This window comes from Streptomyces sp. NPDC043176, from assembly GCF_056436715.1.
The window spans coordinates 23,962-36,816 of the sequence record NZ_JBWKCA010000017.1 but is presented as its reverse complement, the minus strand read 5'-3'; the positions used below and the strand labels follow the sequence as shown (position 1 = coordinate 36,816).

Here is a 12,855-nt window from a genome sequence, read left to right as displayed (position 1 = left end):
TTCGCCCAGACTAAAACATTGGTCGGCTCCGGCCGGGGGTGATGGTGTTCGCCGACATGACCACCACCTCCCCCGTCCCTTCTCGCACCCCTCCCCGGCTCCTCCGGATGCCGGACTTCCGCCGGCTGTGGATCGGTGACACCGTGAGCCAGGCCGGCACCGCCGTCACCGTCCTCGCGCTCCCGCTCGTGGCGATCGGCCCGCTCGACGCGTCGCCCTTCGAGGCGGGGCTGCTCGTCGTGTGCGAGTACCTCGGCTTCCTGCTGCTCGGGCTGCCCGCCGGGGCGTGGGTGGACCGGATGCGCCGCCGGCGCGTGATGGTCGCGGGCGATCTCGGCCGGGCCGCCCTCCTCGCCACCCTGCCGCTCGCCGCCTGGCTCGGGGTGCTGACCCTTCCCCAGGTGTACGCGGTGGCCTTCGGACTGTCGGTCTGCACGGTCTTCTTCGACATCGCGTACCAGAGCCATCTGCCCCAACTGGTCGACGAGGACCGTCTGGTGGAGGCCAACGTGGCACTGGAGGCCTCCCGCACGGTCACGGCGGCCGGCGGTCCCGGAGCGGGCGGAGCCCTCGTCGCGGCGGTGACCGCCCCGGTGGCGCTCGCCGTCGACGCCGTCAGCTTCCTCGTCTCCGCGCTCTTTCTCTCCCGGATCCGCCGTCCGGACCCCCGGCCCGTGCGCGCCCCGGGCGTCCGGCTGCGGGACGAGATCGCGGAGGGGCTGCGGTTCGTGTTCCGTGACCGGCTGCTGAGGGCGCTGACGCTCACCGCCGCGATCTCCAACCTGTGCGGCACGCTCGGCACCTCGATGCTCCTCGTGCTGCTCGCGGGGGACCTGGGCATGTCGCCGTTCCTGTGCGGGCTCGTGTTCACGGCCGAGGCGCTCGGCGGCTTCCTCGGCAGCCTCCTCACGACCCGGATCGCGGCCCGCCTCGGCGAGGGGCGCGCGATGTGCGTCTCCGTCCTGGTCAGCGGGGCGCTGTGGCTGCTGGCCCTGCCGTTCTTCCAGGCGGACGGGCGCTACGCGCTGGCGTGCCTGCTCCAGGGTCTCGGATGGACCGCCTTCATGACCTTCAGGATCAGCTCGGTGGCCCTCCGCCAGCGGCTCACCCCCGCCCCGCTCCTCGGCCGCGTGACGGCGACCTTCCGCTTCCTCGCCTGGGGCGCCATGCCCCTCGGCGCCCTGGCCGGCGGCCTCCTCGGCCAGTACGCGGGGGTGCGCACGGCCCTGTGGGCGGGCGCCCTGGGCGAACTGCTCGCGGTGCTACCGCTGCTGCTGGTGGTACGGGGTACCCGGGGCAGGCTCTAGGGGGGTCCTGCCGATCGCCTGATCTGCACGCCCCCCCCGGGGGTGTCGGGCTCCCGGGGGGTCTCAGCGGGAGCCGACGCCCGCCGGTACCTGGCTTCGCGGCATGCCGTGCGCGAGGTCCTCGGCGACGATCTTCTTGGCGATGGCGTCCGTCGCGACGCGCAGCTCGGGCTCGCTGGGGCGGCCGCGTTCCCGCTCGACCTCGTCGGCGAGCCAGTCGCCCCAGGCCTTCGTGATGACGTGGGCCTCGCGCTCGCCCGCCGTGGTGTGGGAGAGCAGGTTGCCGCTCCGTACGAGGAAGCCCTCGTCGACCATCCGGTCGAAGACCGGGAGCAGCACCTCGGGCGGCACCCTCCGGCCGGCCGAGATCAGGCCCAGGCTGGCGTGCCCGACGGTCCGGGTGAAGAGCTCGACCTGCATGACCGCCCAGGCTCCCGCGAAGTCGAGCCGGGTGTCGGACCCGCCGACGATGCGCCGGGCCGTGGACATGTCCTGGCGTCGCAGGATCCGGCCGACGGACAGTTCGAGGAGCTTCTCCGAGTCGCCGGACATGGTGGGGGAGCCGAAGCCCTCGCCCATGTCGGGGGCGGCGGCACGGGCCGAGTCGCGGAGTGCCACCTGCTTGAGGAAGAGGGCCACCACGAAGCCGACGGCGGCGACGGGGACGGTCCACAGGAAGACGGTGTGGAGGGTGTCGGCGTAGGCCTGGACGATGGGCTCCGCGATCCGGTCCGGCAGGGCGTGCACCCCGGCCGGGCTCTGCGCGGCCTGCGCGATGCCGGCCTGTGGGAGGCCCACGCTGCCGGCGACGGCCGTGGCCTCGAGGACGCCCGACGCCAGGTTGGGCTTGAGGGAGTTCACGTAGATCGTGCCGAAGACGGCCGTGCCGAACGAGCTGCCGAGCGTACGGAAGAAGGTGACGCCCGAGGTGGCGGTGCCGAGGTCGGCGTAGTCGACGGTGTTCTGTACGGCGATGGTGAGGACCTGCATGCACAGGCCGATGCCGACGCCGAGGACGAACATGTACAGCGACTCCGGCCAGGTGCCGGTCTCCGGCCCCATGAGGGAGAGCAGGAAGAGTCCCGAGCCCATCACCAGACAGCCGACGATGGGGAAGATCCGGTACCGGCCGGTCTTGCTGACGACGTTGCCGCTGAAGATCGAGGCGATGAGCAGGCCGACGACCATGGGGAGGGTGCGGATGCCGGACATCGTCGCCGACTCCCCGTCGACGTACTGCAGATAGGTCGGCAGGAAGGTCATCGCGCCGAGCATGGCGAAGCCCACGACGAAGCTGAGGACCGAGCAGACGGTGAAGACGGGGTTCCCGAACAGCCGCATGGGCAGCATGGGTTCCGCCGCCCGGGTCTCCACCCAGCAGAAGAGGGCCAGGGCGACCAGGCCGCCGGCGAAGAGCCCGATGATGACGCCGGAGGTCCAGGCGTACTCGTTGCCGCCCCAACTCGTGCCCAGGATCAGGGCGCTGGATCCGGCGGCGACGAGGGCGATGCCCGCGTAGTCGATGACGGGACGGCTCGCGGACCGCACGGAGGGGATCGTGCGGGCGGCGGCGATGACGACGAGGATCGCGATGGGCACGTTGACGTAAAAGGCCCAGCGCCAGGTCAGATGGTCGGTGAAGAGACCGCCGAGCAGCGGGCCGATGACGGTCGAGACCCCGAACACCGCCCCGATCGCGCCCTGGTACTTGCCCCGTTCGCGCAGGGGGATGACGTCGGCGATGAGTGCCATCGAGGTGACCATGAGCCCGCCGGCGCCGATGCCCTGGAGGCCGCGCCAGACGATCAGCAGCGTCATGTTGGTGGCGAGTCCGCAGAGGAACGAGCCCGTGATGAAGACGACCGCGGAGATCTGGAAGATCACCTTGCGTCCGAAGAGGTCGCCGAACTTGCCCACGAGGACGGTCGCGACCGTCTCCGCCAGCAGGTACGCGGTGACCACCCACGACATGTGGGCGGCGCCGCCCAGGTCCGCGACGATGGTGGGCAGGGCGGTGCCGACGATCGTCTGGTCGAGGGCGGCCAGGAGGACGCCCAGCATGATCGTGCCGAAGACGATGTTGCGGCGGCGGCTGTCGAGCACGGGTGGCCCGGTGGCGGCCGGAGGCGCGGGCGCTGCGTCACTGGTCGTGGTCACTCTCGCAGCGTCACACCGGCACCGGTCGCCTGCATGCGGGGGACGCCCGAACAGGTGGACCCCGACGGTGGTCCGTCAGGGCGTGACCGTGGGCCCTGACGGTGGTTCCGTCAGGAGGGGGCGACGGCCCACGCCGGTGGTCCGTCAGGGCGCGACGACGGTCCCCGCCGGTGCTCCGTCAGGGCGTGACGGGCAGCTGGGGATGGTGCTTCGCCAGGATCTTGTTGGCCCGCGCCAGCGCGGCGAGCGCGTGCTCGCGGTCCGCCCGGTCCTCCGCGCACAGCGGTCCACGGAACCGGTACACCTCGCGCGCCGCGCAGTCCGCGTCGACCTCGGCCTGGAGGACGTGCAGCGGGAGGCAGGAGCCGATCATGGCGGCCACGCGATCGGGGATCGGTACGGGGACGAGGGGCGAGGGCGAGATGATCACGGGTCAGTCCTAGTCGGTCCGGGAAGGGTGCGGAAGGTTCTCTTCTCCATACGTACCGGATCGCGGTACAGGTTCCGGCACGGGCCGGTCGCGGGGGAACGGCGGCGCGCCGGACCCCCGGTCGAACACGGCGGCGCCGGGGGAGCCGACCGCGTGCCGTCCCCGGCCGGCGCCGGCGACGTTCCCGCAGGTGCGGGGGTGCGCGGGAGGCCCGGGCCTTGTGCACCCTCCCTGCGTATCGTCCGGAATCCCGTCGAACGGGATCTCGATATGGGGGTTTTGGAACCCATTGATCATCGAGGGAATGTGAAGGATCTCACTCCCCGGTCCAGGGGCTTCCGGCCGGACCGGACCTGTGCCTGCGGTGGCCCTGAGGCCCATGGGCCCCATGGGGCCTGTGGGGCCTGTGGGGCCTGTGGGGTACGAGGGGCCGGGCGCGGTGTCACGTGAGGATCGCGGACAGGTCGTACGAGACCGGCTCCTCCAGCTGTCCGTAGCCGCAGGACCCGGGCAGCCGGTCCGGGCGCCACCGCTTGAACTGGGCCGTGTGGCGGAAGCGGTCCCCCTCCATGTGGTCGTAACCGACCTCGCAGACCCGCTCCGGACGCAGTGCCACCCAGGACAGGTCCTTCTTGCCCGACCAGCGGCTCGGCGCGCCCGGCAGGCGCGCTGCCTCGTGCGCGGCCTCCTCGGTCCACGCCGCCCACGGGTGTCCGTCCGGCGGGTCCATCCGGAGCTGCTCCAGCTCCTCGACCAGCTCGGCCCGCCGCGGCGCCGTGAACGCCGCGCACACGCCGACGTGCTGGAGGACGCCCCCGTCGTCGTACAGGCCGAGCAGCAGCGAGCCGACCACCGGCCCGCTCTTGTGGAAGCGGTAGCCCGCCACCACCACGTCGGCCGTCCGCTCGTGCTTGATCTTGTACATGAGGCGGGCGTCCGGCCGGTACGGCAGGTCCAGCGGTTTGGCGACGACGCCGTCCAGCCCCGCGCCCTCGTACTGCTCGAACCAGCGGGCGGCGAGTTCGGCGTCCCGGGTCGCCGGGGTGAGGTGGACGGGGGCGTCGACCCCGCCGAGGATCCGCTCCAGCGTCGTGCGCCGCTCGCTCAGCGGGACGTCGAGCAGGGAGGCGTCCCCGAGGGCGAGCAGGTCGAAGGCGACGAACCGGGCCGGGGTGGTCTCGGCCAGCATCCGCACCCGGGACGCGGCCGGGTGGATCCGTTCGGCCAGCCGGTCGAAGTCGAGGTGCCCCTCGTGCTCGATCACGATCTCGCCGTCGACCACGCACCGCGGAGGCAGCCGGTCCGCGAGCGCCTCGACCAGTTCGGGGAAGTACCGGGTGAGGGGCTTGCCGGTGCGGCTGCCGATGACGAGCTCCGGCCCGTCCCGGTGCACGATCGAGCGGAAGCCGTCCCACTTCGCCTCGTACTGCATCCCGGGCGGGATCCGCTTCACGGGCTTGGCGAGCATCGGCTTCACGGGCGGCATCACCGGAAGATCCATGGGGCGATTGTCCGGTATGCGCGTGTCGGCGGCGAACTCTAGGCTGGCCCGCATGGCAGGCGAGACGGCAGCGCTGGAACTGGAAGTCGGCGACCGGACCGTACGGGTCTCCAGCCCCGACAAGGTCTACTTCCCCGAGCCCGGCTACACCAAGCTCGACGTGGTCCACTACTACCTGGCCGTCGGCGACGGCATCACCCGTGCCCTGCGGGACCGCCCCACCACCCTGGAGCGCTACCCCGACGGAGTGACCGGGGAGTCCTTCTTCCAGAAGCACGCGCCGAAGCACCTGCCCGACTGGATCCCGACGGCGCACGTCACCTTCCCCAGCGGCAGGTCGGCCGACGAGATGTGCCCCACCGAGCCGGCGGCCGTGCTCTGGGCCGCCAACCTGGGCGCCGTCACCTTCCATCCCTGGCCCGTGCGGCGGGACGACACCGACCACCCCGACGAACTGCGCATCGACCTCGACCCACAGCCCGGCACCGACTACGCAGACGCCGTCCGCGCCGCCCACGAACTCCGTGCCGTCCTCGACGAGCACGGGCTGCGCGGCTGGCCGAAGACCTCGGGCGGCCGCGGCCTGCACGTCTTCGTGCCGATCGTGCCCGAGTGGACCTTCAGCCAGGTCAGGAGGGCGGCCATCGCCTGCGGCCGTGAGCTGGAGCGCCGGATGCCGGACCGGGTCACCACCCGGTGGTGGAAGGAGGAGCGCGGCGAGCGGATCTTCGTCGACTACAACCAGGCCGCGCGCGACCGTACGATCGCCTCCGCCTACTCCGTACGCCCCCGCCCGCACGCCCCCGTCTCGGCGCCGCTGCGCTGGGAGGAGATCGACGACGCCGTGCCGCGGGACTTCGACATCAAGACGATGCCCGTCCGGTACGCCGAGGTCGGCGACGTCCACGCGGACATGGACGAGGAGCGCTTCCGCCTCGACTCCCTGCTCGAACTGGCCCGCCGCGACGAGGCGGAGCGCGGCCTCGGGGACCTGCCCTATCCGCCGGATCACCCGAAGATGCCGGGCGAGCCGAAGCGGGTGCAGCCGAGCCGCGCGAAGGAGGAGCCCACGGGGGGCGGGGCCGAGGGTGCGGGCTGACGGGAGGGCTCCGCGGGCCCGAAGGGGGGCGGTGCCGTCCGGGCGGGCGCCGTACCGCCTCCTCTCACCCCTAAAACAACACGAACGGTCGTGCTAGCATTTTTGTACAGCCAGGACGACCGAGGAGAACCGGCATGTACCCGATGGCTCCGCTCGTACGCACCACCCTGAACGTCGCGGCCCGCGTCGCCCCCGGACCGGCCGGCCGTCTCGCCTTCCACCTCTTCGTACGCCCGCTCGGCCGGGCCCGGCTCAAGCCCGAGGAGCGGGAGCTGTTCGCCGCCGCGCGTACCGGACGCCTCCGGATCCGGGGCAAGGAGGTCGTCACCTACGCGTGGGGAGACGGCCGGCGGCCCGTCCTCCTCGTCCACGGCTGGTCCTCGCGCGCCTCGCGCCTCACCGCCTTCGCCGAGGCGCTGCTCGCCCGCGGCTACAGCCCCGTCGCCTTCGACGCCCCCGGCCACGGAGAGGCCTCCGGCCGGGCCAGCAACATCCTCGAATACCGCGAGATCATTCGGGAGTTGCACGCCCGGCACGGCGACTTCGACGCGGTCGTCGCCCACTCCTTCGGCACCCTCGCCTCCCTCTTCGCCCTCCGCGACGGCGTCCGCACGGCCCGCTTCGTGGGCCTCGGCAGCGTCGGCTCCTTCGACATGCTCCTCGCGGGCTTCCGGGCCGGCCTCGGCGTGGACGAGCGGGTGATCCGGTGCATGCGCGACCACGTCGAACGCCGCCTCGCCCCGGACGAACCCGGCGTCTGGGACCGCTTCGGCGCCGACCGGGACCCCGGCGAACTCGCCGCTCCCGTCCTGCTGTTCCACGACGAGACCGACGACATGGTGCCCCTCGCCCAGTCACGGCTGCTCGCCCGGGCCCACGGCGACCGGGCCCGGTTCGTCGTGACCAGGGGCCTCGGTCACCGCCGCATCCTCAGGGACCCCGAAGTGGTCGCCGCGGCCGTGGAGTTCGCGACCGCCGGCCCCGTCGCGGAACCGACGGCCCCGAGGCCCGGGGGCCGCGTCGCGGCCGGCTGAACCGGCGTGCCCGCAGGGAAGGGCCGGGTGCCGGTCGGCCACCGGAGCGGGCGGGCCGACCGGCACCCGGTCGGCCCACCGGCGTCGTGATCGCCGTCGAGTCGTCGACCGGCCGGGGGTCCGGGGGTCCGGGGTGGCGGCGGTCGCGGAGGCCGCGTCGGTGACGGACCCCGCCGAGCGGACCCTCACCGTGACCGTGACGGCGGCGGCACCGCGTGGACCGCCCGGGATGCGTGGGTGGCGGGACGCGTAAGGAAGGAGCTTCGGGGCCGGGCCGGTCAGGCCGTCCCGTCGAGCGCCGCGCGTCCCCGGTCCGTCGCCTCGGCGCGCAGCCTGCCGGTGATGCCCCGCTCGGCCCGGGCGTACGCCGAGGTCTCGCCGTGCAGGACGGACTGCGCGTTCGCGGCCTCCATGAGGGCGATCACCTCGAAGGCCAGCTGCTCGACGTCCAGGTCCCCGGCGAAGTCGCCCGCGGCGCGCGCCTCGGTCAGGGACTGCTCCATGTACGTGCTCCAGTCGAGCCGGGTCCGGGCGACGGCGTCGTGGACCGGCCCGGTGCGGGCGTCGAACTCGGCCGCGACCGCGTAGAAGAAGCAGCCGCCGGCGAAGACCCGGCCCGAGGAGTACGCGAGCCAGTTCCGGCACAGGTCGCGCACCCGCCGGGCGCCCGGCGGCACGTCCTGGAGGGGGGTGACGACCTCGCGGGTGAAGACGGCGACGGCGGCGCGGATCGTGGCGAGCTGGAGCTCCTCCTTGGAGCCGAAGAGGGCGAAGACCCCGCTCTTGCTCAGCTGGAGCTCGGTAGCGAGCCGTCCCAGCGACAGCCCTTCGAGCCCCTCCACGGAGGCGATGTCCATGGTCCGGCCGAGCACCAGGCGCCGGGTCTGGTTCCCGCGCTCGACGCGCCCGTCGGTCTTGGTCCCGGTGTCGCCGCTCATCCTCCCATCGTACTGAACGCACGACCGTGCGGAAATCCGTCCGCCGGCACCGTCCTATCCGGCCCGCTCACCGGGCTGCCGGCGCTCCGCAGGGCTCAGCAGGAGCACTTCGAGGGCCCGCGCGCAGGCCCGGGCCTGCGCCAGGTGCCAGTCGAGCCGCGCGTCGCTGAGCAGTTCGGGGTGCGAGCGCAGGGCGAGCGCGAAACGCGCGTGCCCCGCCCGCTCCAGGACCGGTACGGCCACGGTCCGCACCCCGTGCGCGCGCTCGCCGTCGTCCAGCGCGTACCCGGCCTCCCGTACGCGCGCCGCCTCGGCGTCCCCTTCCCGGGGTTCCGTGGACGCGTGCGGCACCGGGGGCGTCCGCGGCCCGGCACCGTCCGACGGCGGCCAGGCGAGCAGGACCTTCCCGGGTGCCGTCGAGTGCAGGGGCCGCCGCAGCGCCACCTTCGGGGTCACCGGGCCACCCGCCACGACCACCACGTGCGAACCGCTGCGCAGCGCCAGCTCGGCCGTCGCGCCGGTCCGCTCGGCCAGATCGGACAGCTCGGGCGCCGCCAGGTGAAGCCCCCTCTGGTGGTACGAGAGGCGGCCCAGCTCGGTCATCGCGGGGCCCAGCCGGTAGCGGGCGGTCCGGGCGTCCTGGTCCAGGAAGCCCGCGCCGAGCAGGGTCCGGGCCAGCCGGTGCGCGGTCGAGGTGGAGAGTCCGAGCCGGCGCGCGAGGTCGGAGGCGCTCAGGTCGGGTCCGTTGTCGTGGAAACAGTGCAGCACGTCCAGCGCGCGGCGGACCGCCTGGGCGCCCGCCGGGGGTCGGACGATGCCGGCCTCGGTCGTCATTGGGTTCGCTCCCCATGGGTGATCGGGCTCCCACGCTGCCACATGGCGGGAGTCGGCACGGGGCTTCCGCCAGGCCGGAAACACGACGTTCATACGCGGTCCCACACCGTGGCAGCCGCGGGGCGAAGGGGCCGAGGCGGGAGCCGCACCGGGTCGCCGGGACACCGCTCGGGGCGCCGGATATCCGCCATTGATCGAACGTTGATGGCCCGTTTACGGCGTGGCGGCACCGTAGGAGGCATGCAGACGGATACCGACACGCTGACCGCTCCCGACCTCACCTGGCGCGAGAACGCCCTGTGCGCCCAGGCCGGACCCGAGTTCTTCTTCCCGGCCCCCGGCTCGTCGACGCGCGAGGCGAAGCAGCTGTGCGGGGCGTGCGAGGGACGCCAGGCGTGCCTGGACTACGCGCTCCGCCACGACGAGAGGTTCGGGGTCTGGGGCGGGCTCTCGGAGAAGGAGCGCGGGCGGCTCAAGCGGCAGAGCCGCTGAGTCCGCCCGCGCCGGGGGGTTCTCCGGGTGGGGTCAGCCGGCGGCTCGGGCCGCCATGCGGGCCTTGCGGGCCGCGAGCTTCTCGTCGAACTTGCTCGCCTCGCTGTCCAGGCCGTCCATGTAGAGGCCCAGCTCCTCCTGGGCGCGCAGGCCCTCGGGGCCGAGGCCGTCGATCTGGAGCACCTTGAGGAAGCGGAGGACGGGCTGGAGGACGTCGTCGTGGTGGATGCGCATGTTGTAGATCTCGCCGATCGCCATCTGCGCCGCCGCCCGCTCGAAGCCGGGCATGCCGTGTCCGGGCATCCGGAAGTGGACCACGACGTCCCGCACGGCCTGCATGGTCAGGTCCGGGGCGATCTCGAAGGCCGCGCCCAGCAGGTTGCGGTAGAAGACCATGTGCAGGTTCTCGTCGGTGGCGATGCGGGAGAGCATCCGGTCGCAGACCGGGTCGCCGGACTGGTGGCCGGTGTTGCGGTGCGAGATCCGGGTCGCGAGCTCCTGGAAGGCGACGTACGCCACGGAGTGCAGCATCGAGTGCCGGTTGTCGGACTCGAAGCCCTCGCTCATGTGCGCCATCCGGAACTGCTCCAGCTTGTCCGGGTCGACGGCGCGCGAGGCCAGGAGGTAGTCGCGCATCACGATGCCGTGGCGGCCCTCCTCGGCGGTCCAGCGGTGCACCCAGGTGCCCCAGGCGCCGTCGCGGCCGAAGAGGCTGGCGATCTCGTGGTGGTAGCTCGGGAGGTTGTCCTCGGTGAGCAGGTTGACGACGAGGGCGATCTTGCCGATCTCCGTCACCTTGGACTGCGACGGGTCCCAGGCCTCGCCGTCCTCGAAGAGGCCGGGGAAGTTCCGGGCGTCGGACCACGGCACGTACTCGTGCGGCATCCAGTCCTTGGTGACCTTCAGGTGCCGGTTGAGCTCCTTCTCCACGACCTCTTCCAGGGCGTAGAGCAGCCGTGCGTCGGTCCACTCTGCCGAGCTGCCGAGAGAGGGGGAGGTGAGCGTCACGGGGAACTCCTGGGGACGGAGAGAGGGGATACGGGCATACCTACGGATTCGTAGGTTACGAAACCGTAGGTTAAGGCTCCGTAAGGCCTCGGCCAAGCCCGTCCCGGCGATGTCCGGTTACGTTCCGTTATGTGCGCTGCTAGGGCGCGCTCCCGGAGCCGCAGGTCACCTCCCGGGCGGCGTGCTCCGCCCACCCGGCCGACTACGCAGCGCAGGCGTCCGGCGGCTCACAGCAAGTGGTCGGCGGCCCCGGCCTTCACCGCGGAGATCAGCGCCCGCAGCGCCTCCACCGAGTCGCTGACGTACGCGCCGGGGGTGAGCGTCGAGCCGATGTACGCGTGCCCGGAGTCGTCCAGGCCGAAACGGAAGCAGTTCGCCCCCTCGCTGCAGAAAGGGGCGTGCCAGTCGATCTCGACGGCGGGCGCGGGTGCGGGGGTGGCCGGGGCGGTGGCGGCGTCGATGGCGGTGACGGTGACGGTGTTCATGGTGAGGGGTCCTTCACAGATCCAGGGCTATGGCGCGGACGAACGCGCGCGATTCGGTCGCCGAGAGCGCGAGCGCGCGCAGTCGGTCCAGCAGGCCGCGGTACCGGCGCAGTTTCATGTCGGCGTCGAGGAGGAGCGAGCCGTGGGAGGAGTCGAGCTGGACGGTGTCGAGCTGCGGCACGGGCGCGGACACATAGGTGAACGACTGCCCGGCGCCGGGGAAACCACCCGCGGCGAAGGGGATCACGCGGACGGAGACGGTGTCCCGGCCGGAGTGCTCCAGGATGTGCTCCAGCTGGCCCCGTGTGACGGCGGGCCCGCCGAACTGCATGCGCAGCGCCGCCTCGTGGATCACGGCCTCGTAGGGAACGGGCCGGTCGAGGACCTCCTGGCGGCGCAGCCGCAGGGCCAGTCGGGCTTCCAGGTCGGGTTCGGGCAGCGGGGGGACGGCGGTGTCGAAGACGGCCCTCGCGTGCTCCTCGGTCTGCAGGAGTCCCGGGATGTGGGTGGTGACGGCGGTGTGCAACTCCGATGCGTGGTATTCGAGTTCGGCGATGTCGATCAGTGCGGGCGGCAGCAGTCCGCGGTGCCCTTCCCACCAGCCGCGGTCCCGCTCCTGGGCCATCGCCGCGAGCTGGTCGACGAGCGCGGTGTCCGGGCAGCCGTAGTTGAAGGCGAGCGTGCGGACGCGTTCGGCGCTGATCCCGAAGCGGCCGGCCTCGATGTTCGGGATCCGGGTGCGGTCGACGCCCAGGAGGGCGGCGGCCTGCTGGGTCGACATGCCGGACTGTTCGCGCAGTTTGCGCAGTTCGCTCCCCAGCCGCTGCTGTCGCGCGGTGGGGCTGCTCCTGGGTGGCACGCTCCGTCTTCCCTTCGCTCCGTGACCGGGACGGCCCGAAGGGGCGTCGATTTGGCCGAAATGGCATGAGTACCCGCAAGTAGTAGCACCGTGCTCCGCTCGTGCGCTACGGTCGGTAGCGCAAGTCTCACACGGCGCTACCGAGAACCGTGTGCAGGTCCCCCATGCACAGGAAATGTGAGCAACCCGATGAAGGGCGCCCTGCGTTGCCTCCCCTCCGCCGCCGCGGCCGGGCCCGTACCTCCCGCCACGGAGAACCTCAGCTACTCGATGCTCCTCCCCGGAGGTGCCTACTGCGCCGGACTCGCCCGGGAGTCCGTCACCTCGCTCCTGAACCGCCACGGCCTGTCCGAGCTCGGTGAGACCGCCGCTCTCGCCGCCTCCGAACTCGTCGCCGCGGCATACCGGTTCACCCCCGACCGCGAGATGGTCATGCGCGTCCGCTGGCAGTACGAGGCCCTGCGGATCCTGGTCTACGACCAGCATCCGGCCCACTCCGCACCCGCCGCGGCCGAGGAATGCCGCGACCGCCGCAGCCGCAGCATGTGGCTGCTGGCCGCGGCGGTCGACTCGCACGGCGGCGACTGGGGACTCACCCCCGTCCTCACTCCCGGCGGCGGCACCAAGTCCTGGGCGTTGCTCCACCGCTAGCGCGGCACCGACGCCACCGACGCGGCACCGACGCCGCCCGCGCCGCACCGCAGGCAGAGC

General features: G+C 72.6%; 13 protein-coding genes. 5 read left to right on the top strand and 8 right to left on the bottom strand.

Annotated elements, in window-relative coordinates; translation table 11 throughout:
• Nucleotides 1-56: 56 nt before the first annotated feature.
• Entirely contained in the window at nucleotides 57-1,307 is a 1,251-nt protein-coding gene (locus AC067A_RS25540) for an MFS transporter (protein ID WP_479244809.1), read from the top strand.
• Between the two features lie 63 nt (nucleotides 1,308-1,370).
• On the opposite strand, the gene AC067A_RS25535 is transcribed toward AC067A_RS25540, so the two are convergent.
• The 3 genes from AC067A_RS25535 to AC067A_RS25525 all read right to left on the bottom strand — a co-directional run bounded on the left by AC067A_RS25535 (nucleotide 1,371) and on the right by AC067A_RS25525 (nucleotide 5,395).
• Nucleotides 1,371-3,464, bottom strand: a complete 2,094-nt coding sequence (locus tag AC067A_RS25535) for an MDR family MFS transporter (RefSeq protein ID WP_479244808.1) — start codon at nucleotides 3,462-3,464, stop codon at nucleotides 1,371-1,373.
• A 178-nt stretch (nucleotides 3,465-3,642) separates the two neighbouring features.
• Nucleotides 3,643-3,837, bottom strand: a complete 195-nt coding sequence (locus tag AC067A_RS25530; protein ID WP_051034050.1) for a hypothetical protein — start codon at nucleotides 3,835-3,837, stop codon at nucleotides 3,643-3,645.
• Between the two features lie 499 nt (nucleotides 3,838-4,336).
• Entirely contained in the window at nucleotides 4,337-5,395 is a 1,059-nt protein-coding gene (locus AC067A_RS25525) for an ATP-dependent DNA ligase (protein WP_479244807.1), read from the bottom strand.
• A 52-nt stretch (nucleotides 5,396-5,447) separates the two neighbouring features.
• On the opposite strand from AC067A_RS25525, the gene ligD reads away from it, so the two are divergent.
• The gene (gene ligD, locus AC067A_RS25520) at nucleotides 5,448-6,494 is read left to right on the top strand and encodes a non-homologous end-joining DNA ligase (protein ID WP_479244806.1); all 1,047 of its coding nucleotides are present in this window, start codon (nucleotides 5,448-5,450) and stop codon (nucleotides 6,492-6,494) included.
• Nucleotides 6,495-6,628: 134 nt separating this feature from the next.
• Nucleotides 6,629-7,528, top strand: coding sequence for an alpha/beta hydrolase (locus AC067A_RS25515; RefSeq protein WP_479244805.1), 900 nt, complete (start codon nucleotides 6,629-6,631; stop codon nucleotides 7,526-7,528).
• A gap of 278 nt (nucleotides 7,529-7,806) precedes the next feature.
• Here AC067A_RS25515 and AC067A_RS25510 read toward each other — a convergent pair whose 3' ends face one another.
• Nucleotides 7,807-8,466 (bottom strand): TetR/AcrR family transcriptional regulator, encoded by a 660-nt coding sequence (locus AC067A_RS25510; RefSeq protein WP_479244804.1) that lies wholly within the window; start codon nucleotides 8,464-8,466, stop codon nucleotides 7,807-7,809.
• Between the two features lie 54 nt (nucleotides 8,467-8,520).
• A complete protein-coding gene (locus tag AC067A_RS25505; RefSeq protein WP_479244803.1) occupies nucleotides 8,521-9,300 on the bottom strand; it encodes an IclR family transcriptional regulator in 780 nt (259 codons plus the stop codon).
• Nucleotides 9,301-9,540: 240 nt separating this feature from the next.
• Between AC067A_RS25505 and AC067A_RS25500 the strand changes: the two genes are divergently transcribed.
• Complete coding sequence (locus AC067A_RS25500) at nucleotides 9,541-9,792, top strand: WhiB family transcriptional regulator (protein WP_479244802.1); 252 nt, start codon at nucleotides 9,541-9,543, stop codon at nucleotides 9,790-9,792.
• A gap of 33 nt (nucleotides 9,793-9,825) precedes the next feature.
• Here AC067A_RS25500 and AC067A_RS25495 read toward each other — a convergent pair whose 3' ends face one another.
• The 3 genes from AC067A_RS25495 to AC067A_RS25485 all read right to left on the bottom strand — a co-directional run bounded on the left by AC067A_RS25495 (nucleotide 9,826) and on the right by AC067A_RS25485 (nucleotide 12,144).
• The gene (locus AC067A_RS25495) at nucleotides 9,826-10,800 is read right to left on the bottom strand and encodes an acyl-ACP desaturase (protein ID WP_479244801.1); all 975 of its coding nucleotides are present in this window, start codon (nucleotides 10,798-10,800) and stop codon (nucleotides 9,826-9,828) included.
• 227 nt (nucleotides 10,801-11,027) lie between these two features.
• Nucleotides 11,028-11,285 (bottom strand): hypothetical protein, encoded by a 258-nt coding sequence (locus AC067A_RS25490; protein WP_479244800.1) that lies wholly within the window; start codon nucleotides 11,283-11,285, stop codon nucleotides 11,028-11,030.
• A gap of 13 nt (nucleotides 11,286-11,298) precedes the next feature.
• On the bottom strand, nucleotides 11,299-12,144 hold the full coding sequence (locus AC067A_RS25485; RefSeq protein WP_479244799.1) for a helix-turn-helix domain-containing protein: 846 nt from the start codon (nucleotides 12,142-12,144) through the stop codon (nucleotides 11,299-11,301).
• A 177-nt stretch (nucleotides 12,145-12,321) separates the two neighbouring features.
• On the opposite strand from AC067A_RS25485, the gene AC067A_RS25480 reads away from it, so the two are divergent.
• Complete coding sequence (locus AC067A_RS25480; RefSeq protein WP_479244798.1) at nucleotides 12,322-12,795, top strand: ATP-binding protein; 474 nt, start codon at nucleotides 12,322-12,324, stop codon at nucleotides 12,793-12,795.
• The last annotated feature ends 60 nt before the right edge of the window (nucleotides 12,796-12,855 follow it).